The sequence below is a fragment of the Campylobacter sp. GTC17093 genome (assembly GCF_055397635.1).
Window position 1 is genome coordinate 836,029 of the sequence record NZ_AP038832.1, and the last position, 25,314, is coordinate 861,342.

Genomic DNA, 25,314 nt, shown 5'->3' on the forward strand with positions numbered 1-25,314 from the left:
TATTAGCCTTTATAAAATTCACTTATTTTTGAAATATCAACAAATTCTCCACCTATTTTTATCTCAGCTTTTCCGTCTCTAAATCTAATTGCTTCAACAGGATAACTACCAACACTAGTTTCTTTCTTCTCGCCAGATTCAGTTATATATTTTGCTTTTACTTTATATGCGCCAAGAGGGGCTTCATTTCCATCACTGTCTTTTCCATTCCAAATAACTTGTTGGGTTCCTTTTGGAACATTTTCAAAACTAATAGAGTCTATGAGTTTTGAATTAGTTGAATCATAAATTTCATAAACTCCACTTTTTGCTACATCTGGGAAGTAGATAGAGAAATTAATATCTTTTGTTGAATTGTCCTTAACCACGACATCTGATGCGGTAAGTGCCATAGTTCCAAGTGCTGCAAATGAGTTCATACTCATCATTGCTTTCATTTGAGACGCCAAGTCTTTCATCATTTTATTTGTATTTTCTTGTGTTTCAAGAGTTGCTAGTTGACTTGTTTGTTCTAGCATTTTTGCTGTATCCATAGGACTAGTTGGATCTTGATATTTAAGCTCAGTAAGTAAAAGCTTCATAAATGCATCTTTATCAAGAGCAGATTTAGGATTAGTTCCAGGAGCCTTTTCGGCCGCTTCTTTGGCCTTTTTGTCTGCCATTTTATCTGATGTAAAAGTATTGTTAAAAGTATTGTTAATTGAATCAATAGCCATTTTTAATCCTTTATATATATCTAGGTACTATAACCTCTAGCAAATTTTGTTCCATCTCTTTATCATTAAGATCATCATCTTCTTTTAAAAATCTAAATTTTTTAGAGTTTTGCGACTGGTCTTTGGTTTGATTTTGATCTGAAAAATTCATTTGCAACTCACTAAAGCCCATATTTACCAAACTTGCTTTAAACTCTGCTTGGTTTTGCAAGAAAAGATTCATAGTTTGTGGAGTTGAGTTAAAATTTATATGAAGATTATTTCCTCTATTAATTATTGTTATCTCAATCTCGCCAAGTCTTTCTGGATTTAAAACTAAATTTACTCTCATAATAGGCGGTTTATAATTTTCAACTTGTTCTTTTAGATTTGTTGCGAAACTCTCAAAAGTTTTTTTAGTATCTATATTTTTCATTTGATTTTGAGCATTTTTAACAATATCTTTTACTATAAGGTTTAGTTGCTCATCATTGTTGTTGTTTTTATTTTGGTTTTGAGTATTATCATCTTTTTTGCTTTGCTCTTCGCTACTGTGCATAGATGGATTAAGAGCTGCTTTTAACATGTCATCTTTTAATATGTTTTGTTTTATTTGAAAATTATCTTGTGATTTTCTTTCTATATTTTTATCTTGATAAATTTCTGATTTTTGAATGTTTTCAGGCATTTTTTGAGACATTTTATTTGTGGTTTCATCAGATTTTGCAACTTTATCAAATTTGGTTTCGCTGGTTAAATTTTTGTTTTGCAAACTGGCATCAGTTTCTGCTTGTTTTGGTTGTAATATTTTTTGCTCAGAGGTATTTTTATCTAATAAATCTGATTTTATTTCTTGCTTTGATGGTGCTTCATTTGATATTTTATATTCAGTTTGATTTAGTTTTATATCTTGCTTTTTTATTTCTTCTGATGGTATTTTGATATTTTGCATATCAATTTTTTGTTTTTTATCATTTGTGGTATTTTCTTGATTTAAATCTAAAGTTTTATTTTTTTGGTCTATGGATTTTTGATCAATTGTGTCTAATTTTGGAAGTTTTTGTTCTATTTTATTTTCTAAATTAGCAAGTAATTTTGGTAAATTTGTATCTTCTTTTTTTGTTTCGGATTTTGACATTTTATTGATTTGAGACTTTGTTATCTCATCAAATTTCAAAGAGTTATCCAGTTTGAAAAAATCTTTTTTTGCAAGGTTTACAAATTCTTTTTCAAATTTATTTGTCAAGTCTTTTGTGATATTTATCTTTTCTAAACCTAAATCAAATTTTTGCGAGATTTTTATAAGTTCATTTATATTTTTTGCACCTTTTATCTCTAATATATTTTTCTCAACCGCGAAAAATTCTGTCATTTTTGAATTTAGGATTGGAAATTTATTTATCTTTCCGCCATTTAATACTTCTAGTAAACTTAAAATTTGTAAAAAATTTGAAGCTTCAAATAGATTTTTTGGCTCACTTATTTTGGTTAAATTTGCTAAATTTGAACTAAGCTCATTTTTAGATTCAAAATTTTGTTTAAAATTTAATACAGCATTGATGATGTTTGTTTCATCAGCATTCTCGTTGTTTACAGAGTTTAAAAGCGCTGAAAATAATCCCTCGTTTTCACTGCCTTCACTTTTTTGAGTCTTTTTTGTTGCACTTGGCTTAATATTGTCATTTATAACATCTAAAAGTGTTTGCATAAATCTATCCTAAAATTATTTTAAATATTTGCATGCAAAATTCGTTCCAAATTTTAACTTTATAAATTTTTCTTTTTTAAAGCAAAATTTAGATAAAATCATCCACTAGTTTAAAGTTTATGGAGAAAAATTTGGAAAATATAAGAAATATCGCCGTTATTGCTCATGTTGACCACGGTAAAACAACTATGGTTGATGAGCTACTAAAGCAATCAGGTACATTTAGTAGTCACGAAACAGTTGGCGAAAGAGTTATGGATAGTAATGATATAGAAAGAGAAAGAGGTATTACAATCCTTTCTAAAAACACAGCGATTCATTATAAAGATTATAAAATAAATATTATTGACACCCCGGGTCACGCTGATTTTGGTGGTGAGGTTGAGCGTGTTTTAAGAATGGTTGATGGTGTTTTACTATTAGTTGATGCCCAAGAAGGTGTAATGCCTCAAACAAAATTTGTTCTTAAAAAAGCTTTAGCTTTTGGCTTAAGGCCAATTGTTGTTATAAATAAAGTTGATAAACCAGCAGCTGATCCTGAAAGAGTAATAAATGAAATTTTTGATCTTTTTGTTGCCTTAGAAGCTAATGATGAGCAACTTGAGTTCCCTGTAATTTATGCAGCTGCAAAAAACGGTTTCGCCAGATACGCATTAGAAGATACAAATATGGATATGATTCCTCTTTTTGAAACCATCATAAAACATGTTCCAACTCCAGGTGGCGATGAAAATAATCCTTTACAACTACAAGTTTTTACACTCGATTATGATAATTATGTAGGTAAAATAGGAATTGCTAGAATGTTTAATGGAACTATTAAGAAAAACTCTTCAGTTATGTTAATGAAAGCTGACGGTACAAAAGTTAATGGGCGCATAAGTAAACTTATAGGATTTTTAGGACTCCAAAGACAGGAAATAAATGAAGCAAGTGTTGGAGATATTGTAGCAATTGCTGGTTTTGAAGCTTTGGATGTTGGAGATAGTGTGGTTGATCCAAGTAATCCTATGCCGCTTGACGCGCTTCATATAGAAGAACCAACATTAAGTGTAATTTTTAGCGTAAATGATAGCCCACTTGCAGGAACCGAAGGCAAATTTGTAACTTCAAATAAAATTGATGAGCGTTTATCAAACGAGATGAAAACAAATATTGCTATGAGATACGAAAATGCAGGTGAGGGTAAATTTAAAGTAAGCGGTAGAGGTGAACTTCAAATTACGATTTTAGCTGAAAATATGAGAAGAGAAGGCTTTGAGTTTTGTCTAGGAAGACCAGAAGTTATAGTAAAAGAGATAGATGGTGTAAAATGTGAGCCATTTGAACTTTTAGTTATTGATGTGCCAGATGATTGTACGGGTGTTGCGATAGAAAAACTTGGTAGAAAAAAAGCCGAAATGGTAAGTATGAACCCAACTGGAGATGGTCAAACAAGAATAGAATTTGAAATTCCTGCGCGTGGTCTTATAGGATTTAGAAGCCAGTTTTTAACAGATACTAGGGGTGAAGGTGTTATGAATCATAGCTTTTTGGAATTTCGCCCTGTTATAGGAAGTGTAGAGCAAAGAAGTAATGGTGCTTTAGTTAGTATGGAAAACGGAGTTGCTCTAGCTTATTCGCTTTGGAATTTACAAGATAGAGGTGTGCTTTTCGTTGGTCCGCAAACAAAAGTTTATGTGGGTATGATTATAGGTGAGCATAGTCGCCCAAATGATTTAGATGTAAATCCTATAAAGGGTAAAAACCTAACAAACGTTCGTGCAAGCGGTAGTGATGATGCGATTAAACTTGTTCCACCAAGAACACTTTCATTAGAAAGAGCATTAGAATGGATAGAAGAAGATGAACTTGTTGAGGTAACTCCAGCAAATATTCGCGTTAGAAAAAGATACCTTGATCCAATTACGCGTAAAAGAATGTCAAAAACAAAATAATATACCTAGTTTGGCTCTAAATGTTTAGACCAAACTAAACTTATAATTTTCCTCTTTTTTTCTTTCTAATAAAATATATTTTGGTTATAAAAAATATATTTTATGTTTACTTTGGTGCTATACAATTCATTAAATAATAAATTTTATTATTTAATAATTCAAAATATTTAAAAGGAAAATTATGGCAACATTAACTACAACAGCCGGTAATATAATTGCTGACAATCAAAACAGTATAACAGCAGGTAAAAGAGGGCCTCTTTTAATGCAAGACTATCAACTTTTAGAGAAACTTGCTCATCAAAATAGAGAGAGAATTCCAGAAAGAACAGTTCATGCAAAAGGTGGTGGCGCTTTTGGGAATCTTGTAATAACAGAAGACATATCAAAATATACAAAAGCGAGTTGTTTACAAAAAGGTGAAAAAACTAAAATGCTGGCTAGATTTTCAACTGTTGCTGGCGAAATGGGCGCAGCAGATGCTGAAAGAGATGTTCGTGGCTTTGCAATGAAATTTTATACAAAAGAAGGAAATTGGGATTTAGTAGGAAATAATACTCCTGTATTTTTTGTTAGAGATGCTATGAAGTTTCCTGATTTTATACATACTCAAAAAAGAGATCCTATGACTCATCTTAGATCAAATGAGGCACAATGGGATTTTTGGACATTGGTTCCTGAAAGCTTACATCAAGTTACGATTTTAATGAGTGATAGAGGAATACCTGCAAGTTTTAGAAATATGAATGGATTTGGAAGCCATACTTATAGTCTTATAAATGCTAAAAACGAGAGATTTTGGGTGAAATTCCATTTTAAAACTACCCAAGGTATAAAAAATTTAACAAATGATGAGGCTGCAAAAGTAATTGCAAAAGATAGGGAAAGCAATATTAGAGATCTTAGAGAGAGCATTGAAAAGGGCGACTATCCAAGATGGAATTTTAAAATTCAAATTATGAGCGAAGAAAAAGCTAAAACTTGTGGATTTAATCCATTTGATATAACAAAAGTTTGGTCTCACAAAGATTATCCACTTATAGATGTTGGTTATTTTGAGCTAAATAAAAATCCGGATAATTATTTTAACGATATAGAGCAAGCTGCATTCAGTCCATCAAATATAGTTCCAGGAATTAGTTTTAGTCCAGATAAAATGCTTCAAGCTAGGGTATTTAGTTATGCAGATGCACACAGATACAGAGTTGGAACGCATTATGAGCAACTTGAGGTAAACAGACCAATAGTTCCAGTTCATACGTATAATCGTGATGGTGCTATGAATACTGGAATTCATAAGGTTGAAACCAAGAAGTATTATGAACCAAATAGTTATGGTGGACCAGTTGAGGATAAGAGTTATTTAGAGCCAGATTTACAACTTGATGGTGTAGCTCAAAGATTTGATTATGATGATAATGATTACTATTCACAACCAAGAGCATTATTTAATTTAATGAGCGATGATCAAAAATTACAACTTTTTAGCAATATAGTAGATAGCATGGATGGCGTTAGTGATATGGTAAAAGATAGAGCTTTGAGGCATTTTGAAAAAATAGATCCGGCTTATGCTCATGGCGTAAGGGAAGCATTTAATAGAAAATGCAACAAATAACAAAAGAAGAAGAGGCAAGGTTTAATGAACTTTGCCTCATGGCAATGGATTTTGCAAGAAAAAATGATGTCGATACTTTACAAAATATGATAAAGGTTGGATTAAACCCAAATTTAAAAGATCATAAAGGAAATACCTTTTTAATGATAGCTTCTTATAACGGAAATTTAGAAACATCTAAAATGCTTTTAGAAAATGGAGCTTTAGTTGATGAGAAAAATGATCGTGGACAAACTCCGTTAGCTGGAGTTTGTTTTAAAGGTTATTTGGATATTGTAAAACTTTTAGTTGAACATGGTGCAAATATGGATGAAAATTGTGGTATGGGTATGACTCCATACAGTTTTGCTGTTATGTTTGGCAGAAAAGATGTTGTAAACTATCTTTTAGAAAAGTCACAAAACAAAACAGCTCTTAAAAAAATGAGTTCAAAAGTACTAGGAATTTTAAAATAAATTCCTGACATATCATTTAAGCATATCCTAGCCAACTCCAATAAGTCGCACTAAAAAGAAGTATTAGAAGATAAGCAATTATACAAAGTGGAATTCCAGTCATAACAAACTGTTTTACACTAAAATACCCCGTTCCATAGGCTATCATGTTTTGTGGTGCATTTACTGGTAAAATAAATCCAAAACATATTACATATTGTAAAATCATAGTAATACCAAGAATATTTATGCCAGGTGTTTGAACATTTTGTAATATAGATATAATTATAGGTATCATTGCGGCTGCAAGAGCAGTTGCTGAGGCAAATCCAAGATGTATAACAATAAGGAAAAAACCTAATATGGCAATAATTCCAATGGCTGACATTGAGTTTAATCCAAATATCGCAACAAAATGATCGGCTAGCCATACAGCAGCCTTTGTTTTTAAAAGAGCTGTTCCAAGGCTTATGCCAATACCAAAAAGTATTATAGTACCCCAATTTATTTTACCAACTGCATCTTTCCAGTCCATAATGCCAACTTTTGGTAAAAACATTATAGCAATTCCAGCAATAGTAACTGAGGAGGTGTCAAAAGGATGTAAGGTTTTTTCTGTTGCCCAGAAAAAAAGCAATACACATGAAATCAACATAAGTTTTTTTTCATTTAATGTTACTGGTCCCATATCTTCTTGCATTTTGTGTATGGTGCTTTGACCACCTGGAATTTCATCTATCTCAGGAGGTAAAATTTTTACCACGACAAAATATAGAACAACTGACATTACAATGGAGTAAGGAGCTGCTGCTATAAACCACTCAAGCCAACTTATATCTGTTTTTAAGATGTCTTTTATAAATCCTATGGCTACCATGTTTTGTGCGGCAGCTGTTTTTACACCCACATTCCATAAACTATCAGCTTGTGCAACTGCTATCATCATTATAGCTGCAAAAGTTGAACCTTGTTTTACGCCAAAAGCTCTTATGATACCAATAACAATTGGAACCACACAAGATACCCTAGCTGTTGTGCTAGGTACAAAAAAGCTTAATATACAGCCAACCAAGATAACGCCAATTACCATATGTTTTGCTTTTGTGCCTATTTTAGACATAACAAAAAGTGCTATTCTCTTATCAAGCCCTGTTATCATCATAGCAGCGGCTAAGAAAAGTGCAGCCATAACAAGCGCCCAAGATGAGTTAGCAAAACCTGAAAGTGCTATTTTCAAAGCAGCTCCAGTTCCCATAAGAACATCAGCTTTTTCCATACTTGGAGCAGTTCCCATACCAAATGCCATAAGCGCAAGTACACAAAAAGCACTTGCAGGATAGCTCATGCATTCAGTTATCCATACAATAACTGCAAATGCTAAAATTCCTATCATTCTTTGTCCAACGACTGGCAAATCAACAGGAGTTGGTAAAAACCAGATAATAATCATAGATAAAATAGCAATTATAAGCCCATAGTCTTTAGCTAAAGAAGGCTTTTTTGTTTGGGCAGATTCGGACATTTATTCTCCTTTTTGGTATATAAATTAAAGTATATTTTTTTGCATATTATCATTAAAAAGTATAAAAATTTATAAATTTATGTCGATATTTCGTATTGTAATACTACCAAAGGAGATTGATTGAAAAATAGTATCGTTTGCTTAGTGATAGCAGTATTAATGGCCGGATGCACCGTAAGTGCCAAAACACCAAATAGAGTTATCTTAGAAAATGATAGAGTTATTTTAGAAGATGGTCCGTATCATCGTAACGGCAATGGTAATTTTTGCCCTCCAGGACAAGCTAAAAAGGGTAATTGCTAGTTTTAATTCTAAAGCTATCTTTGATTTTAGAGATAGCTTTTGTTTTTATAAAATCATCTTGTAAAGTTTCCAAGATGAAGCTTGTTGTCTTTTCTTTATCTATAATATAGCTTTCGCAAAGTAACCAAGCAATAGCCATTTTAACATAATAAAGTTCGCTTTTTTCTTGTTTTATTTGCGTAAAAATCTCTTCTAAATTTTCTAAATTTAAAAAGTTTTTCATAAAAAATATATAATAAAATCTACCCTCAAACTCTTTTCTTGAGTCTTTAAATCCATTTAAAAAATCACGATAAATTTCTAAATTTTTACTTTTTTTGATACAAAAAGTATCACATACACCCCAGTTTGGTATGGATTTTACAAACTTATTTGCATAAATAAGTTCTAAATTTATATCTTTTGCAAAGTTTATAATCATACTCTTTAGCAAATATTCTTCATGAAATTTTGGTTTATAGGATGATAAAAAACTAGCTATGTCGATACTTTTAACAGTGTCTTTGGCTAGTTTTCTAATGTGAGGAATTCTAACCCCTAAAATAGGAACACCAGCATTTGGAATTAACTTTTTTGAAAATTCTAAATATTTGATATCGCTAAGGATTTTTAAATTTTTTAAAATATCACTTTGGGTACTCATTACATCTCGTAAGGTTTTACCAGCATAGCCCAAAGTATAATAAACATAAGAATGGTTGGAACTTCGTTATATGCTCTAAAAAATTTACCAGATAGTTTGCATTCATCTTTTTTAAATTTTTCCATAAAATACCATAAGCTCAAGTGGTATGCAGTCATTACAACAGCGCAAGTTAATTTTATATGAAAATATCCAAGGCTCATCAAATCAGGTTTATACAAAACTATAATTGCTATAGCGCTTATATAAGTTATACCCATAGCTATCCAGCCAATACCATGAAATAACATCATTTCTTGTTTTTTAAGAACTTTGATATAGTCTTTATTATCTATATTTTCTGCATGATAAACAAAAAGTCTTGGTTGATAAAAAAGCATTGCCATCCAAGATATAAAGGCAGCAAAGTGCCACCATTTGATCCATTCATAACTCATATTTTTCTCCTTTTATTGTGTTATCTCATTAAAATTTCTTTTCTTGCTTCATATTCTTCTTTACTTATGGCTCCTTTTTGATAAAGCTCATATAGTGTTTCAATGTTTTTTATAGTTTCTTCTTGTGATAAGTTTTTATTTATACTACTTAAAATAGCACTTTGCTCAACCATTACGCCAGTAAAATAAACATCACTTAACCACCAAAGCCCCCATATAATCCAAAGTGGTAAAGCTACAATCATGCCTATTATGGTAGCAAAGCAAATGTAAGCAAGCCAGTAAATTCCAAGTTGCAAAAAACCGCTTATAAACTTACCGCAATAAATTCTATGAAGTCCCCCGCCAATGGGTGCTGAAAAAAACCATAAAGCATAAGCTATATAGATATTTTTTTGCAATTTTTATCCTTTTTTTTGCTAAAAAGCTCAATTAATAATATTAAACCAACAGATATATTTATCATTATGTCCGCGAAATTAAACACTGCAAACTCAAACCATTTATGCCAAAATATATAATCAACGACCCCACTATGTATAAATCTATCTAGCAAATTTGAGCTTCCAGCGCCTATTAGTATACCTATAAGAGCTGGAAATTTCATAAAAAAATCTTTTTGATATAGAAAATATACTAAAAGTAGCGAAATAATGCAAATTTGAACATATTTTAAATTTTCACCCAAAAATGCAAACATAGAAAAAGCTACACCATCATTAAATGTAAGGATGAGCGATAAAAAATCACCATCCCATCTAAACCCGTTTATAAAAATTTGCTTTATAAACTGATCCATGATAATTGTAGCTAAAAAAAACAGTCCAAATTTTAGGAGCGCTTTACGCATTTAGAACTTTTAAAAAGAATTTTTCAACTTCTTCCATTCTTTTACTAACAGTTATTTCGTTTTTACCTTCTAAAAGAAGTCTTATAAGATTTTCAGTTCCAGAGTATCTAAAAAGTGAGCGAATGCCATCTTTTGCTAGTGAGCTTTCAAGTTCTTTTAAACCTTCTATCTTCTCTAGTGGTTTTTTCTCTGTAATTTTTAAATTTACTAAAATTTGTGGATAAGGTTTTATCTCATCTAAAATTTCACTAGCAGTTTTTCCGCTTTTTACTAAGCATTCTGCAAATTTTAAAGATGATATAACGCCATCACCTGTTTTCGCATAATCTCCAAATATTATATGACCACTTTGCTCGCCACCGAAATTTAGATCATTTTCCCTCATCTGTTCTAACACATATTTATCGCCGACATTTGATCTTAAAAGTTTTATTTTGTGTTTCTTAAGGTGATCTTCGAGGGCGGCATTACTCATAACAGTTGCTACAACTGCGCTATTTTTTAGTTTTTTAGAACTATGAAGCTCCATTGCCAAAATACCAAGCAAAGCATCACCGTGTGCAACTTCACCTTTTTCGTTTACTACAACAAGTCTGTCCGCATCTCCATCATATGCAAAACCAACATCAGCCCTTAGCCTTACAACTTCATTTGCTAAACCTTCTGGAAATAGCGCGCCACATTTTTCGTTGATATTTTTACCGTCTGGAGAGTTATTTATAACTATAACTTCTGCACCAAGTTCTTTAAAAACAGTTGGAGCAACTTTATAAGCAGCGCCGTTTGCTACATCTAATACAACTCTTTTTCCATGAAGTGTAAGTTCTTTTGGAAATGAGTTTTTAATTTGAACTATGTATCTACCTATAACATCGTCTATTCTTTTAGATGAGCCGATATTCATAAGTGTTTTTTGAGACTCTTTTATCATTTCATCATTATAAAATATATTTTCTATCTCTTCTTCTATCTTTTCATCAAGCTTATTTCCAGCATTATCAAAAAATTTGATACCATTGTCGTAGTATGGATTGTGAGAAGCAGATATCATAATTCCTGCATCACATCTCATATCCTCTGTTAAAAATGCAATTGCTGGTGTTGGCATAGGACCAATTTGTAAAACATTATAGCCAACAGAAGTAAGACCTGCAACGATAGCATTTTCTATCATGTAGCCACTTCTTCTTGTATCTTTTCCTAAGAGAATTGTGTTTGAGTTTGAGTATTTTCTAAAATAAATTCCAGCTGCCATTGCTAGACGCATAGATAATTCTGCACTAAGTTTTTCTCCGGCTTTTCCTCTAACCCCATCTGTTCCAAAAAGCTTCATGTTTATATTCCTTAAAAAATTAAACTAATTGCATAATTCTATCCAATATAAGCTAACACAAAGTTAAAATTTTGAAAATATTATTAATTTATACTTAAATTTAGCAATATTTAAGTATGATTATAGTAATATCACAAGTTTAAATCACAAATCAAAATTTTTGATAGCAAAGGTAAAGAAATGGCAAACCATAAATCATCAGAAAAAAGAGCTAGACAAACTCTTAAAAAAACTGAGAGAAACAGATTTTATCGTACAAGACTTAAAAACATCACTAGAGATGTTAGAGTTGCTGCTGAAAGTGGCGATAAAGAAGCGGCATTGGCTGCATTTAAAGTTGCAAATAAAAGCTTTCATAGCTTTGTAAGCAAAGGCTTTTTGAAAAAAGAAACAGCTGCAAGACGTGTAAGTAGACTTGCAAAATTAGTAAACAAAATAGACCAAGCTGCATAATCATTAAATGTTTTCAGATAAACTAAAACCTTTTTTGGCTCGTTATGATGAGCTAAGTTCTATGCTTTGTTCAAAGGAAATTCTTCAAGACATAGAGAAAATGACTACACTTTCCAAAGAGCAAAGCGATATAGAACCCATAAGAAATGCTAGTTTAGAATACTTAAAGGTTTTAGACGATATCGAAAGTAATAAGGCCATGCTTGATGATAATGAGCTTGGCGAACTTGCAAAAGAAGAACTTAAAGAGCTTGAGCTCTTAAAAGCTAAACTAGAAGAAAATATCAAGCTTCTACTCATTCCTAAAGATCCAAATGATGATAGAAATATATTTTTAGAAATTCGCGCTGGTACAGGTGGTGATGAAGCAGCACTATTTGCAGGAGATCTTGCAAATGCTTATATGCGCTATACTGAAGTTAGAGGTTATAAATTTGAGATAGTTAGTATGAGTGAAGGAAGCGTTGGTGGATATAAAGAGATTATTTTACTTGTAAAGGGTAAAGGCGCATATTCTAGACTTAAATTTGAGGGTGGAACTCATAGGGTTCAAAGAGTACCTGAAACAGAAAGTCAGGGTAGGGTTCATACTAGTGCTATAACAGTTGCTGTTATGCCTGAAGCTGAAGATAGTGATGTTCAAATAAATCCAAATGATCTTAAAATAGATGTCATGAGAAGCTCTGGACATGGCGGACAGTCTGTAAATACAACAGATTCAGCTGTTCGCGTGACACACATTCCAACTGGTCTTGTTGTGGTAAATCAAGATGGAAAGTCTCAACACAAAAATAAAGATGCGGCTATAAAAGTTCTAAAAGCAAGACTTTATGATATGCAAGAGCAAGCAAGACTAGAAGAAGAGCGTGCTAAAAGAAAAGATCAAGTTGGAACAGGCGATAGAAGTGGGCGCATTCGCACATATAACTATCCGCAAAACCGCATTTCTGACCACAGAATAAATTTAACACTTTACAGACTTGATGCTATAATGGCAGCAGGACTTTTTGATGAGATTATAGATCCGCTTATTGCTCATCATCAAGCTATGGCCATAGAAAATCAAGACTTATAAATACAACAAGTTTTGAAAAACTATATATTTTTACTAGCTTCATTTTTTATCTTATTTCATTGTATAAATTTATATAAAGTTGATGATAATTTAGGTTTTATATTATTTTTAGCGATGTTTTTAGTAGTTTTTTGTGTAAGTATAATTAGAATTTGTAAAAGAAAATAAAAAATTCATTCAAAATACAGATAAAACCATATCTTTTTAAAATTTCATAAAAATTTCAAAATTTATATATAAAGCTATAAATAAATTTTTTTTTCTGTCGATATAGTTTTTAAGTAACAAGAAAGTTACTAAATACATTTAAAAGGATTTAAAATGGGATTTCGTATTAACACTAACATCAGTGCAATGAATGCACACACTAACTCTGTTGTAAACAATAGAAGCTTAGACAACTCTTTAGGTAGACTTTCTTCAGGTCTTAGAATTCAAACAGCTGCAGATGACGCTTCAGGTCTAGCTATAGCAGATAGCTTACGCTCACAAGCAAGTTCACTTGGTCAAGCTATTGCAAATGGTAATGATGCAATAGGTGTTATTAAAATTGCTGATAAAGCTATGGATGAGCAATTAAAAATACTTGATACTATCAAAGCTAAAGCTGTTCAAGCAGCTCAAGATACTCAAACAACTGAGTCAAGAAGATCAATTCAAAATGACATTGTAAGACTTATGGAGTCACTTGATAACATCGGTAATACAACAAGTTTCAATGGTCAAAAACTACTTTCTGGAACATTTGTAAACAAAGAGTTCCAAATAGGTGCTTTCTCAAATGAGAGTATCAAAGCAACTATAGGTGCTACAACATCTAATAAAATAGGTTTAACTAGATTTGAAACTGGTGCTACAATAACAGCAGCTTCAGAAGTTAACCTTACTTTTAAAAATACAGATGGTGTAAATGATTATAAAATTGAAAGTGCTGTTATATCAACAAGCGTTGGTACAGGTATAGGTGTACTTGCAGAAAATATCAACAAAATGAGTGATAAAACAGGTGTTCGTGCAACTTTTAGTGTACAAACAACTGGTGCATCTGCTATAAAACAAGGAGCTACAACATCAGCATTTACAATCAATGGAACAATAATTGGTTCAGTTAGTTTCAAAGATAATGACTCAACTGGAGCACTAGTTGCTGCAATTAATGCTTATAAAGATACAACTGGCGTTGAAGCAAGTGTTGATAGTAGAGGTCACTTAAACCTAACATCAAGAGATGGTAGAGGTATCAAAATAACAGGTCTTGCATCTGCTGCTGCTACAACAGGTATTAGCGGTCAAACAGAAAACTATGGTCGTTTATCACTTACTAGACTTTCAGGAAACGATATAATAGTATCTGGTGGAACAAATGGTAAAATAGGATTTGAGAAAGCTTCTGCTGTAGCTCAAAAAACTGTATCTTTAAGAGAAATCAAAGGTCAAATAGATTCTAATATAGCTTCAGCAATGGGCTTCAATGCTAACAAAAATGTTGAGTTTGTAAGTAGTGATAAAACAGCTGGTGTTACAACACTTAAAGGTGCTATGTCTGTTATGTCTATAGCAGAAACTGCAACTAAAAACCTTGGTAGTATTAGAGCTGACCTAGGTTCTGTTCAAAACCAATTAACTTCAACTGTAAATAACATTTCAGTTACACAAGTTAATGTTAAATCAGCTGAATCTCAAATTAGAGATGTTGACTTCGCTAGTGAAAGTGCAGAGTTTTCTAAATTTAATATTCTTGCACAATCTGGAAGCTATGCAATGAGTCAAGCAAATGCTGTTCAACAAAACGTTCTAAGATTACTTCAGTAATTAAGTTAGTGATACTAATCCACACAAAGCCACTCTTTAAGAGTGGCTTTTTTTATTTATAAACATTGTTTTCTTGGGTTATTGTATGTTTATTTAATTAAATTCGCTAAAATATATCTTCAAATTTGTAATATACATTACATTAAGGAAAATTTATGAATAAAAATATAAAACTGCTTATAGTTTTTATGTTTGCTTTTTTAATAATAGGTTGTGAAAAAGGACAGCCAAAAGATCAAGCTAAAAAACAAAATACACAACCAGTTCAGGTTGGAGTTTTCGAAGCTAAAAGTGAAGATATTCCTATAACTTTCGAATTTCCTGCAAAAATTTCTAGCAAACAAGATGTTATTTTGGTAGCAAAAGTTACGGGAACTTTACAGGAGCAGTATTTTAAACCCGGAGATATAGTAAAAAAAGGACAAAAATTATTTTTGATAGAACCAGACAAATATGAAGCTGCACAGCTTAGTGCACAGGCTGCACTTAATGTAGCTAATGCAGATTTTAAAAGAGCTGAACTTGATTTTAACCGTGCAAAAAATTTGAAAAGCAGTAATGCTATAAGTCAAAAAGAATATGACGCATCTTTTTCTGCATATAATATAGCTAAAGCACAGGTTCAAAGTGCTGAAGCAAAGTTAAAAAATGCAAATATAGATTTAAGTTATACAGAAGTTAAGGCTCCATTTGATGGTGTAGTAGGAGATACCTTAAAAGATGTAGGTGCATATGTGGGCATTGGGGATGCAAATTTAGTTCGTTTAACAAAGTTAAATCCAATAGATGTTGATTTTAGTATCTCTGAGACAGATAACTTAAATATAAATCAAAATTTAGATTCAAATCAATGGAAACAAGTTGGTGCTAAGGCAACGCTACGTGTAGGAAATGATAATAATACAACTTATGAAGGTAAAATTATTTTTATAGATAAAGTTATAGATAGAAAAACTGGAACCATATCTGCAAAAGCAGAGTTTGATAATAATGAAAGTAAACTTTTGCCAGGATCTTATGCAAGAATAACAATGGATGGATTTTACCAAAAAGATGGTTTTAAAGTACCTCAAATTGCAATACAACAAGATGAAGTAGCTGTATTTGTTTATACCATAAAAGATGGAAAGGTTGTAAAAACAAATATTAAAATTAATTATCAGACCCCTTCATATTCTGTTGTATACGAAGGATTAAAAAACGGAGATAAAATAATTATAGATAATTTTCAAAAAATTAGAATCGGAGCCGATGTTGTAGAAGCTTCAGATAATAAAAATAAAAAATATAATTATAATACTGTTGAGAAAAAAGAAAACAAGGTACTAAAAGGTGGGGAGAACAAATAATGTTTTCTAAATTTTTTATTCATAGACCAGTTTTTGCTTCAGTAATATCAATAGTAATCGTAATAGCAGGTATTATTAGTTTAAAAGCTCTTCCTATAGAAGAGTACCCACAGCTTACTCCGCCACAAATTGTTGTTCAGGCTGTATATCCTGGAGCAGATGCTCAAACTATAGCAGATACTGTAGCCGCACCTCTAGAAGATGCTATAAATGGTGTTGAAAATATGATATATATGAAAAGTACATCTAGTTCTAGCGGAGTTATGAGTTTAAGTGTTTATTTTGAAATAGGTACAGATCCGCAAGAAGCTACTGTAAATGTTAACAATAGAGTTAAATCTGTAGAGGCTAAATTACCAGAAGAGGTTAAAAGGCTTGGTGTAAATACAAGACAGAGATCCGCATCTATACTAAATGTTGTATCTATATTTGATCCAAATGGTGATATGGATATAGTGGATATAAATAACTATACAAAAATAAATATAGGCGATGCTTTAAAAAGGGTTAAGGGTGTTGGAGATGCAGTTATAATAGGTGATAAAGATTATTCTATGAGGGTTTGGTTAAAACCTGATTTACTCCAAAAATATGAATTGACAACCGTAGATGTAGTAAGTGCTATAAGAGAACAAAACTCACAATATGCAGCTGGTAAAATTGGTGAAGAACCACTCGAAGCAGAAAATCCATATGTATTTTCAATAAAGCCAGAAGGCAGACTTAAAAGTATAAAGGAATTTGAAAATATTATTATAAGAAGCTATGATAATGGCGCTATGCTTAGACTCAAAGATATAGCAGATATTGAACTTGGATCACAGGGATATACATTTGAGGGTAGAATAAATGGTGTTCCTATGATACCTATTCTTATATTTTTACAAAATGATGCAAATGCCTTATCTACATCTAAGGGTATAAAAGATGAACTTGAAAAACTATCAAAACAATTTCCTGGGAATTTAACCTATAAAGTTGCATATGATACAACTGATTTTATACAAGTCTCTATAGATGAAGTGGTAAAAACTTTTATAGAAGCGCTTATTCTAGTTATAATTGTAATGTACTTTTTCCTTGGAAATTTTAGAGCTACTTTAATACCAATGCTTGCCGTTCCTGTATCTATAATCGGTGCTTTTGGTGGAATTTATATAATGGGATTTTCTATAAATATGATTACTCTTTTTGCATTAATTCTAGCCATAGGTATTGTTGTGGATGATGCAATTATAGTTATAGAAAATGTTGAGAGAATTTTAGAAGAAGAGCCAGAGCTTAGCGTTGTAGAGGCTACTGAAAAAGCTATGGGACAGATGTTTGCTCCTGTTATTTCTATAGTTCTTGTTCTTTCTGCTGTTTTTATACCAGTTGCCTTTATGGAAGGATTTGTCGGAATTATACAAAAGCAGTTTGCTTTAACATTAGTTGTGTCCGTTTGTATTTCTGGACTTGTAGCACTTACTCTTACTCCCGCATTATGTGCAACTATTCTTAAAAAAGAAAGAAGTGAAAAAAATTTCTTAGTTAGAAAATTTAATGATTTTTTTGATTTTTCTACAACGATTTTTTCAGCGGGTGTTGCAAAGATTTTAAGGCATATAATACCTTCTTTGATAGTAGTTGGAATTATGCTATTTGGCATTTATTCGCTTTCAAAATTAGTTCCAGGTGGACTTGTTCCAGTAGAAGACAAAGGTGCAGCAATAGCAGCTATCACGCTGCCGTCAGCTTCTACTCTTTCTAGAACTGCTGAAAATGTAAATAAAATTTCTAAACAAATTTTAGAAGATGAGAATGTGCGATTTGTAAATGCTATGATGGGATACGATCTTTTTGCAGGGGTTTTAAGGGAAAATGCATCTGTTTTGTTTATAAATTTTAAAGATTGGTCTGAGAGAACTACTAAAGAAAGTTCATCTTTTTCTTTAGTTGGAAAATACAACAAAATGTTAGCACCCGATAGGGACTCAAAAGGTTTTGTGGTGAATCCACCTCCTATATCAGGACTTTCTATTACTGGTGGTTTTGAAATGTTTGCTCAATCAAATAGTGGAAAAAATTATAATGAAATAGAAAAGGATATGATGAAATTTGCTCAAGCAGCAAATCAAAAACCAGAGTTAAAACTTGTAAGAACGACCCTTGATACAAATTTTCCACAATACGAACTTACTTTAGATAGAGAAAAAGTTAAAATGCTTGGTATAAACATAAATGATGTATTTTTAACAATAAACTCAAATATTGGAAGTTACTATGTAAATGACTTTAACTTATTGGGTAAAACATTTAGAGTAAATTTAAGAGCAAAAAGCGCTTTTAGAGATAACCCAGATGATTTTAGGATGCTATATGTAAGAAATTCAAGTGGAAACATGGTTCCACTTGATAATATTATAAGCCTTAAAAGAATCATAGGTCCCGATAATGTTGATAGATTTAACGCGTTTAGAGCAGCGAAAATTATGGGTGAGCCAGGAGATGGATATACTTCAGGTCAAGCTATAAAAGCAGCTGGAGACTTATTTTCTGAAATGTTTGGGAATGAATACTCTATAGGTTGGTCTGGAACTGCTTATCAAGAGGTTCAGTCTAAAGGAACTGGAAAAGTTGCCTTTATATTTGGACTAATATTTGTTTATCTAATACTTGCTGCGCAATATGAAAGATGGCTTATGCCAGCAGCTGTTATGACTGCAGTTCCATTTTCTGTTTTTGGAGCCCTTATTGCAACTTATTTTGGAGGTCAACATAACGATGTATATTTTCAAATAGGACTTTTGCTTCTAATAGGCCTTGCAGCTAAAAATGCCATACTTATTGTGGAATTTGCTATGGAAGAACATAAAAATGGAAAAAGTATAGCCGAAGCAGCAATTTCTGCATCTAAGATAAGATTTAGGCCTATTGTTATGACATCTTTGGCATTTACACTTGGTGTTTTGCCAATGGTGATAAGTACAGGAGCTGGATCTGCTTCAAGACATGCTCTTGGAACAGGAGTTATCGGAGGAATGATAGCTGCTTCAACTATAGCTATATTTTTTATACCAATGTTTTTTTATATATTTGAAAGTTTTAATGCTTGGATTGATTCTAAATTTAAGAAAAATAATAATGATAAAAATCAATATAACAATACAAAAAAACAAAAATTATTAAAAGATAAGGAAGAAGAAAAGTTATTATTAGAAGATAAAGGAGCTCCAAATGCTTAGGGCTATATTTGCTATTTTTATAGTTGTTTTTGTCTCAGGATGTTCTTTTAAACCAGATCTTCCAATAAAGCAAAGTCCGGATTTTAATTCAAGTGTGGCAAGCGTAAATATAGATGATAGGTGGTGGGAAGTATTTAATAGTAAAGCGCTAAATGATCTTATAAGTAGCGCTTTAGTTTATAACTTTGATTTAAATTTGGCACTAAATTCTATTGAGCGTTCTAGAGTAGCTCTAGGATTACAAGAATTAGATCAACTTCCAAATGTAAATATTAGCGGTAGCGCACTTAGACAAAATAATTATCCTTTACCACCAAATTCAAACTCACATGGAGTTTATTCAATTGGTGCGATGCTTAATTATGAGATAGATTTATGGGGAAGAGTTAGAAATAGTATAGGTGCTGCTGAGTCTATGTATAAAGCTAGTATCTATGATTATGAAAGTGCAAAACTTAGCATATCATCAAATGTAGCTTATTCGTATATTTTGCTTTTATCTTTAAAAATGCAAGAAAATATACTTGGAGATACTTTAAAAAGCTATATAAGCAGTATGGAATTTAGACAAAATCAACTAAAGGCAGGATCGATAAGTGAAATTATATATTATCAATCAAAATCACAAGTTGACTCAGCTAAATCACAACTAGTAGAAGTTAAAAATCTTCTATCGCAAGCTAATACGGCTCTTAGTATTCTTACTGGTAAAAATTACGAGGAAATTTTATATAACTATGTAAATGTAGATACTACATTAAAAGAAATGCTTGAAAATACAAAAGTATCTTTGCCATCTGGTATAAGCTCAGATATTTTACTAAAAAGACCAGATGTTGCAAGCTCTTTAGAAAAATTAAAGTCTACTAACTTTTTGATAGGAGTTAGAAAGGCTGAGTATTTTCCACAGCTTTCTTTAACAGGAATGTTTGGTTATAAAAGTGGTGAGTTTGATAGGCTTTTTACATCAAATGCAAATGCTTGGAATATAGGCGGTAGTTTAATTGGCCCACTAATAGATTTTGGTAGAACTTCAAAAAGAGTTGATCTTGCTACAATTGATCAAAATAGTAGTTTGATAATGTATGACAAAACAATAAAAAAAGCCTTTGGTGAAGTTAGAGATGCGCTTAATGAAAGAGAAAATTCACTTGAAAAACAAGCTAGTTTAAAAAATCTTGTTGAGTCTCAAACAAATATTTATAATATTGCTGAAACGAGATTTAATGCTGGTTATAGTGATTATTTAGAAGTTTTAGATGCACAAAGATATCTTCTTAGTGCGAAACTATCTTTTGCAAAATCACAGCAAAGTGTTTTAGATAGTATAGTATCTGTTTATAAGGCATTTGGTGGAGGATTTGAGCTAAAAGATGAAGAAGCTAAAAATATAATCAAACCAAGGCAATCAAAGTAACATTTTTAGTTACTTTGATTTATCCATATAAATCTAGGCATTAAATTTTTTAAAGAAATCCATCATATATTTTTCTGTTGTTTCCATGGCGTTTATTTGAGATTGTAAACTACCAGCTAGAGTAAAAAGCCAATATTTGTGAGCAATAACCCATCTTACCATTTTGTCTCTTTTTTGATCATCTGTATTTGAAGGCTCTACTGCTATTTTTGCCAAATTTAGCTCTTGTGTGTAAATATAAGCTTGAGTGGCATCTACACAATATTTTGTAAATTCTTTGCTTTCAACTTCATATTTTATAATGTCTATTTCTTTTATCATAGTTGCGATTTTGTCATAGTTAATCTCATCTTTTTTGCCTTCTAGTAGCAAAAGTTCAAAATTCTCGATTTGAGGAGCAATTTCAAGAAATAATTTTTCTACTTTTTTAATGAGATCTAAAATATAGGTTTTTATTTTACTATATTTTTTTTCTATTTTTTTAGAAAAAAGAGCTATTTTTTTATCATCAAAAGGTTCAATTTTTTCAAGTGGAGGCAAATTTTCATCTGTTGTAAATTTTTCTATAGCTTCTTTAAACGGTATTTCTATAGCTCCATGTATTCTAGAGCCACCTTCTGTGCAGTTATATGTATCTATATTTAAAGTTTTTGCTTCATGTATAGCAACTTCGAATGCACCTCTAAATAAGTTCCAAACCCAAGTTGTATCAATCAATCCTTCTCCGCCATATCGAATGGTTGTAAGTGTATTGTTATTTTGCTGCTCATTTTCACCATAAATGTGATTTTGTGCGTGCGATTTGCCATCATCTGAAAATGCTAAATCTTGTCCTATAAATAAAATATTTTTATGTCCTAAAAAAGCTCCAAGCTCATAAGCACTATTTGCTGCCGACATTCCAATGCCAAGATAGCCAAAATCATCTATTTTGAAAGACCTTGTGAAGTTAAAAGGCCTCATTACTATAGCTTTTTGAAAGTCTTCCAAATTTAATATACTTTGTTTATGAGTAAGTGATGGTAGTATGAAAATAGTATCTTTTAACAGCTCTTTGTCTAAATTTAAAAAAAAGTTTGCTGTAAACTCAACTCTTTCTATAGAAACAACATAATCGGGTTTTATGCCGTGTTTTTGAAGAATTGGCAAAGAAGCATCTACGCTTATGACAGTTAGTCTGTTTGCATATTTTTTCAACAAATCAAGTTGTTTTGTAAGTGAAGGACCAGTTGAAACTATAACAGCAGTTTTTCTTTTTTTACCCCTTTTTTCGATTATTGAACTAAAAGGAATGCTTTTTAGCATATCTGGAGTATTTTGAATATGGTGAGCTATTCCTATTAGAGCATCTGTGCTATCGTTTCCATGCGATAAAACCATTTGTTTTATAGCATTTGCCATATTTTGATTTATATATATTATGTTATCTTTAAATTTATCATAATATTTTGAGTGAATATCTATGTTGTAAAGTTTAACGTAAGGATTAATTTTTTCATCTTTTGCTAGTTCGTAAAGTTCGGCATAATTGACATTTAAAGCGTTATATAATCTTAATCTTTTTTCTTTTATCTCTTTTGAAAAATCAATAAAACTAAGAGCTATATAGAGTATTTCGATTTCAGGTTCAAAAACAGCTATAACTCCATGGGTTTTATTTTGCAAAAGAGCTTTGTAAAGTACTCCGTTTCCCATACCATAGAAAAACAAACTAGGATATCTTGAGAAATTATTTTCTATGTCATTTAGTTTTGCTTCTATATCATCGACTGGATGAACATATAAATATCCCTCACCAGATTTTTCAATAATATTTATATTTATAGGATCAGATCCAGTAAAAACATCAAATTTCTCATTTGTTTTTATAGCAAAAATATTAACAGCAAGTTTAGGATTTACATCAAATAGAGCTTCTATATTTTTGGTATAATTGTCTTTTTTTTCTTTCTTTTTGCCCATGATTAAACCTTAAAATTTTTACTACATTGTATCATAAAATAAGATATATTAAAACTTCTAAAGTATAATTTAACCCATAACCTATAATTATTGGATATTGTTATGAAAAGTTCATCAAATTTACTATTAAACTCAGCATATTTCGTTATCGTAATGGCGGGACTATATTTTTCTAGAGATATTATAATACCATTTTTGTTGGCTGTATTTTTAGCTATTTTAATATCTCCTATTATTACATTTATGCAGAAGTTAAAAATTCCAAGAGTTATATCGCTTATAATTGTTTTATTATGTTTTTTTGGTTTATTTTTTATAGTAGGAAATGTTATAGCTAAAAATACTACACATTTTTTAACAAATTTGCCAGATTTGCAATCAAAATTTATGAATTTTTACACTAATTTGATTTTAAATTTAAGTTCTATTACGGAACATATTAATTTTAATGAGTCTATTTTTTCATATATAAATCCAAATAGTATTTTTTTAGCAACTAGTAGTGCTTTGAAATGGTCATCAACACTTCTTAGTAAAACTTTCGTAGTTCTTTTACTTTTTGTTTTTATGATTATAGAAACAAATATTTTTAGAGATAAGGTCGAGTATTTTTCAAATTTAAATTTACAAAATAAAATTATGCTTGACAAGTTTATATCAGATCTTAAAAGATATCTTGCCATTAAGACTATAGCATCTATGGTAACTGGGTTGCTAGTATGGATTTCTTTAGTTTTTTTAGAAGTTTCCTATGCGCCTATTTGGGGAATATTGGCATTTTTGCTGAACTATATACCAACGATTGGTTCTATAATAGCAGCAATACCTGCTATTTTAATATCTTTGCTTTTAAATGGATATGCTAATGCTTTTATAGTTACTATTATTTATGTTGTTATAAATATAAGTATAGGTAATTTTATAGAGCCGAAATTCCTTGGTGATAAATTGGGATTATCAACGCTAGTTGTCATTCTTAGTTTGATTTTCTGGGGTTTTATATTAGGAGTTGGAGGAATGTTTTTGGCAGTTCCACTAACAATGAGTGTAAAAATAGCAATGAGTAGTAACCCAAAAACTAAATTTATATCAGTTTTACTTAGTAATAAGAGCTAAAAGATTTAATATTTATATGAGGCCGTTTTGTCTTATTAGAGAAACTATAAAAAGAACTAAAAAGATAACAAATATAACTTTGGCTATCCAAGCACTTGTACCAGCAACTCCTCTAAAACCTAAAAATCCAGCAATAAGAGCTATTACTAAAAATATAATAACATATGAAAGCATTTGGTATCCCCTAGTATAAGATATTTTTCACAAATTTAAAAAGAGCTGGAATTACAAAGTGTCTGTTAAAAAAAAGTCTTAAAGCCTTACTAAAACTAAGCTTATTAATAAGACTCAATTCTCGAGCAATATCTATAGTAAAATCATTTTGGATAAGGTTGATCTTTGCTTGTTTTAGACTTATTTTATCTTTTTTGATTTTGCCACTATTTAGCATAGATACAACATTGTTTAAGCATTCTTTTTTTATTTGCGTTTGTGTTTGCATATTAATACTTTATAAAGTACAAAAGTTAAAATAAAAGCAACGCCAGCTGTGATAAATTTAGAATAAACCTCTCCAACATAAGTTTGAAAAAGTAGATCTATTCCAATAATTAAAAATATAAATCCTATAAAAGATACAAGGGCTAAAAGAACATACACAACGATATTTTTAGCACCTTGCTCAAACGAATATCTTATTTCATCAGTTTGTGCTTCTATTAATTCGCAAAACGAAATGACGAATTCAGATACGCTTGCCATTATTTTTTAAGAACCAAGCCTAAAAGTAGACCGATACCAAAAGTTACTGCAACACTTTTCATAGGATCAGATTTTATTGTATCGTTTATATTTTCGATACCATCCTTACCTTTTACTTTTAAATCTTCTAAAGCTTTTTTGATTTCGTCCATTTTTGAAGAATCAAAAAAATTATTTTTGCTATCTTTTCCAAAATTCTCAACTGTATCTTTTAAAGTCTTAGTAATATCTTTTAAGTCCTTTTTTAAATCATCAACTTCCTTTTTTAATGATTCAACATTTGTTTCTGTACTTGCCATCTTATCTCCTTTTGTTTAAGATAATGAAATTGTACTACTTTATTTTAAATACTTTAGGTTAAGAATTACAATCCTTACAAATTCCTTTAATAACAACGCTTTTTACCCTACTTGAACCGCTTATATTTGGAACTTTTACATTTGTCATTTGTTTACAAACCTCACAAACAAAGTATGCTTTTGCGCCATTTGCTAATTCATAATAACTTTTGTGATTATTTTCTGTTTTTATAACTATATCATTATTTTCAAAAAGCTCAATATTGCGGTAAAATGTAGTTTTGTTTGAATCTATTTGTGATAAAATTTCATCATAACTAAGAGGATTTTTACTACAATTTAGTATCTCTATAATCTTTTGTCTTAATTTTGTGATTTTTATATTGTGATCTTGTAAAATTTTTTTTGCATCCATACTAATCTCT

Annotated in this window: 23 protein-coding genes and 2 pseudogenes; 11 read left to right on the forward strand and 14 right to left on the reverse strand. The window is 30.9% G+C overall.

What is annotated here, in order from left to right:
- Positions 1-2: 2 nt before the first annotated feature.
- Together ACZ5VL_RS04315 and fliK are read right to left on the reverse strand one after the other, a co-directional pair.
- Positions 3-716, reverse strand: coding sequence for a flagellar hook capping FlgD N-terminal domain-containing protein (locus tag ACZ5VL_RS04315; RefSeq protein ID WP_464197660.1), 714 nt, complete (start codon positions 714-716; stop codon positions 3-5).
- A gap of 10 nt (positions 717-726) precedes the next feature.
- Positions 727-1,038: pseudogene (fliK, locus tag ACZ5VL_RS04320) on the reverse strand (flagellar hook-length control protein FliK); the annotation flags it as partial.
- Positions 1,039-2,534: 1,496 nt separating this feature from the next.
- On the opposite strand from fliK, the gene typA reads away from it, so the two are divergent.
- The 3 genes from typA (at position 2,535) to ACZ5VL_RS04335 (ending at position 6,413) form a co-directional block, all read left to right on the forward strand.
- A complete protein-coding gene (gene typA, locus ACZ5VL_RS04325) occupies positions 2,535-4,340 on the forward strand; it encodes a translational GTPase TypA (RefSeq protein WP_464197662.1) in 1,806 nt (601 codons plus the stop codon).
- A 181-nt stretch (positions 4,341-4,521) separates the two neighbouring features.
- Entirely contained in the window at positions 4,522-5,958 is a 1,437-nt protein-coding gene (locus tag ACZ5VL_RS04330) for a catalase (protein WP_464197664.1), read from the forward strand.
- The gene (locus ACZ5VL_RS04335; RefSeq protein WP_464197666.1) at positions 5,946-6,413 is read left to right on the forward strand and encodes an ankyrin repeat domain-containing protein; all 468 of its coding nucleotides are present in this window, start codon (positions 5,946-5,948) and stop codon (positions 6,411-6,413) included. The genes ACZ5VL_RS04330 and ACZ5VL_RS04335 overlap by 13 nt, the downstream gene beginning before the upstream one ends.
- 16 nt (positions 6,414-6,429) lie before the next feature.
- Here the strand turns inward: ACZ5VL_RS04335 and ACZ5VL_RS04340 are convergent, their stop codons facing one another.
- A complete protein-coding gene (locus tag ACZ5VL_RS04340; RefSeq protein WP_464197668.1) occupies positions 6,430-7,914 on the reverse strand; it encodes an SLC13 family permease in 1,485 nt (494 codons plus the stop codon).
- A gap of 120 nt (positions 7,915-8,034) precedes the next feature.
- Between ACZ5VL_RS04340 and ACZ5VL_RS04345 the strand changes: the two genes are divergently transcribed.
- Complete coding sequence (locus ACZ5VL_RS04345; RefSeq protein ID WP_464197670.1) at positions 8,035-8,217, forward strand: hypothetical protein; 183 nt, start codon at positions 8,035-8,037, stop codon at positions 8,215-8,217.
- On the opposite strand, the gene ACZ5VL_RS04350 is transcribed toward ACZ5VL_RS04345, so the two are convergent.
- Genes ACZ5VL_RS04350 through glmM form a run of 5 tightly spaced genes read right to left on the reverse strand, consistent with a single transcriptional unit; the run spans position 8,198 to position 11,480 of the window.
- Positions 8,198-8,860, reverse strand: coding sequence for a DNA alkylation repair protein (locus tag ACZ5VL_RS04350; RefSeq protein WP_464197672.1), 663 nt, complete (start codon positions 8,858-8,860; stop codon positions 8,198-8,200). The two genes, ACZ5VL_RS04345 and ACZ5VL_RS04350, sit on opposite strands and share 20 nt — an antisense overlap.
- A complete protein-coding gene (locus ACZ5VL_RS04355; protein WP_464197674.1) occupies positions 8,860-9,297 on the reverse strand; it encodes a CopD family protein in 438 nt (145 codons plus the stop codon). The genes ACZ5VL_RS04350 and ACZ5VL_RS04355 overlap by 1 nt, the downstream gene beginning before the upstream one ends.
- Before the next feature lie 20 nt (positions 9,298-9,317).
- Positions 9,318-9,698, reverse strand: coding sequence for an SHOCT domain-containing protein (locus ACZ5VL_RS04360; RefSeq protein WP_464197676.1), 381 nt, complete (start codon positions 9,696-9,698; stop codon positions 9,318-9,320).
- Positions 9,677-10,147, reverse strand: coding sequence for a signal peptidase II (lspA, locus tag ACZ5VL_RS04365; RefSeq protein WP_464197678.1), 471 nt, complete (start codon positions 10,145-10,147; stop codon positions 9,677-9,679). The genes ACZ5VL_RS04360 and lspA overlap by 22 nt, the downstream gene beginning before the upstream one ends.
- Positions 10,140-11,480, reverse strand: coding sequence for a phosphoglucosamine mutase (glmM, locus tag ACZ5VL_RS04370; RefSeq protein WP_464197680.1), 1,341 nt, complete (start codon positions 11,478-11,480; stop codon positions 10,140-10,142). Before glmM ends, lspA begins: the two co-directional genes overlap by 8 nt.
- A gap of 180 nt (positions 11,481-11,660) precedes the next feature.
- Here glmM and rpsT point away from each other — a divergent pair, with 180 nt between their 5' ends.
- From rpsT to ACZ5VL_RS04400, 6 genes and pseudogenes are all read left to right on the forward strand, one after another.
- Positions 11,661-11,933: a 30S ribosomal protein S20 gene (gene rpsT, locus ACZ5VL_RS04375; RefSeq protein WP_464197682.1), complete on the forward strand. Its 273-nt coding sequence runs from the start codon at positions 11,661-11,663 to the stop codon at positions 11,931-11,933.
- A gap of 7 nt (positions 11,934-11,940) precedes the next feature.
- Positions 11,941-13,008: a peptide chain release factor 1 gene (gene prfA, locus ACZ5VL_RS04380; protein ID WP_464197684.1), complete on the forward strand. Its 1,068-nt coding sequence runs from the start codon at positions 11,941-11,943 to the stop codon at positions 13,006-13,008.
- A gap of 321 nt (positions 13,009-13,329) precedes the next feature.
- Positions 13,330-14,820 carry a flagellin B gene (locus ACZ5VL_RS04385; protein ID WP_464197686.1) on the forward strand — a complete coding sequence of 497 codons (1,491 nt, stop codon included), beginning with the start codon at positions 13,330-13,332 and terminating at the stop codon, positions 14,818-14,820.
- A 155-nt stretch (positions 14,821-14,975) separates the two neighbouring features.
- Positions 14,976-16,169: an efflux RND transporter periplasmic adaptor subunit gene (locus ACZ5VL_RS04390; protein WP_464197688.1), complete on the forward strand. Its 1,194-nt coding sequence runs from the start codon at positions 14,976-14,978 to the stop codon at positions 16,167-16,169.
- Positions 16,169-19,276, forward strand: a pseudogene (locus ACZ5VL_RS04395) (efflux RND transporter permease subunit); the annotation flags it as partial. The gene ACZ5VL_RS04390 and the pseudogene ACZ5VL_RS04395, both read left to right, overlap by 1 nt.
- A 109-nt stretch (positions 19,277-19,385) precedes the next feature.
- A complete protein-coding gene (locus ACZ5VL_RS04400; protein ID WP_464197690.1) occupies positions 19,386-20,810 on the forward strand; it encodes an efflux transporter outer membrane subunit in 1,425 nt (474 codons plus the stop codon).
- Between the two features lie 33 nt (positions 20,811-20,843).
- Here ACZ5VL_RS04400 and ACZ5VL_RS04405 read toward each other — a convergent pair whose 3' ends face one another.
- Positions 20,844-22,772, reverse strand: coding sequence for a motility associated factor glycosyltransferase family protein (locus ACZ5VL_RS04405; protein ID WP_464197692.1), 1,929 nt, complete (start codon positions 22,770-22,772; stop codon positions 20,844-20,846).
- 102 nt (positions 22,773-22,874) lie between these two features.
- On the opposite strand from ACZ5VL_RS04405, the gene ACZ5VL_RS04410 reads away from it, so the two are divergent.
- Positions 22,875-23,888, forward strand: coding sequence for an AI-2E family transporter (locus ACZ5VL_RS04410; RefSeq protein WP_464197694.1), 1,014 nt, complete (start codon positions 22,875-22,877; stop codon positions 23,886-23,888).
- Between the two features lie 12 nt (positions 23,889-23,900).
- Here the strand turns inward: ACZ5VL_RS04410 and ACZ5VL_RS04415 are convergent, their stop codons facing one another.
- The 5 genes from ACZ5VL_RS04415 to ACZ5VL_RS04435 are packed head-to-tail and all read right to left on the reverse strand — an operon-like array spanning position 23,901 to position 25,304.
- A complete protein-coding gene (locus tag ACZ5VL_RS04415; RefSeq protein ID WP_464197696.1) occupies positions 23,901-24,062 on the reverse strand; it encodes a DUF1328 domain-containing protein in 162 nt (53 codons plus the stop codon).
- Positions 24,063-24,072: 10 nt separating this feature from the next.
- Complete coding sequence (locus tag ACZ5VL_RS04420) at positions 24,073-24,330, reverse strand: hypothetical protein (protein WP_464197698.1); 258 nt, start codon at positions 24,328-24,330, stop codon at positions 24,073-24,075.
- Complete coding sequence (locus tag ACZ5VL_RS04425; protein WP_464197700.1) at positions 24,309-24,590, reverse strand: hypothetical protein; 282 nt, start codon at positions 24,588-24,590, stop codon at positions 24,309-24,311. Before ACZ5VL_RS04425 ends, ACZ5VL_RS04420 begins: the two co-directional genes overlap by 22 nt.
- On the reverse strand, positions 24,590-24,889 hold the full coding sequence (locus ACZ5VL_RS04430) for an ElaB/YgaM/YqjD family protein (RefSeq protein ID WP_464197702.1): 300 nt from the start codon (positions 24,887-24,889) through the stop codon (positions 24,590-24,592). Before ACZ5VL_RS04430 ends, ACZ5VL_RS04425 begins: the two co-directional genes overlap by 1 nt.
- A 58-nt stretch (positions 24,890-24,947) precedes the next feature.
- Positions 24,948-25,304 (reverse strand): Fur family transcriptional regulator, encoded by a 357-nt coding sequence (locus tag ACZ5VL_RS04435; RefSeq protein ID WP_464197704.1) that lies wholly within the window; start codon positions 25,302-25,304, stop codon positions 24,948-24,950.
- Between the last annotated feature and the right edge of the window lie 10 nt (positions 25,305-25,314).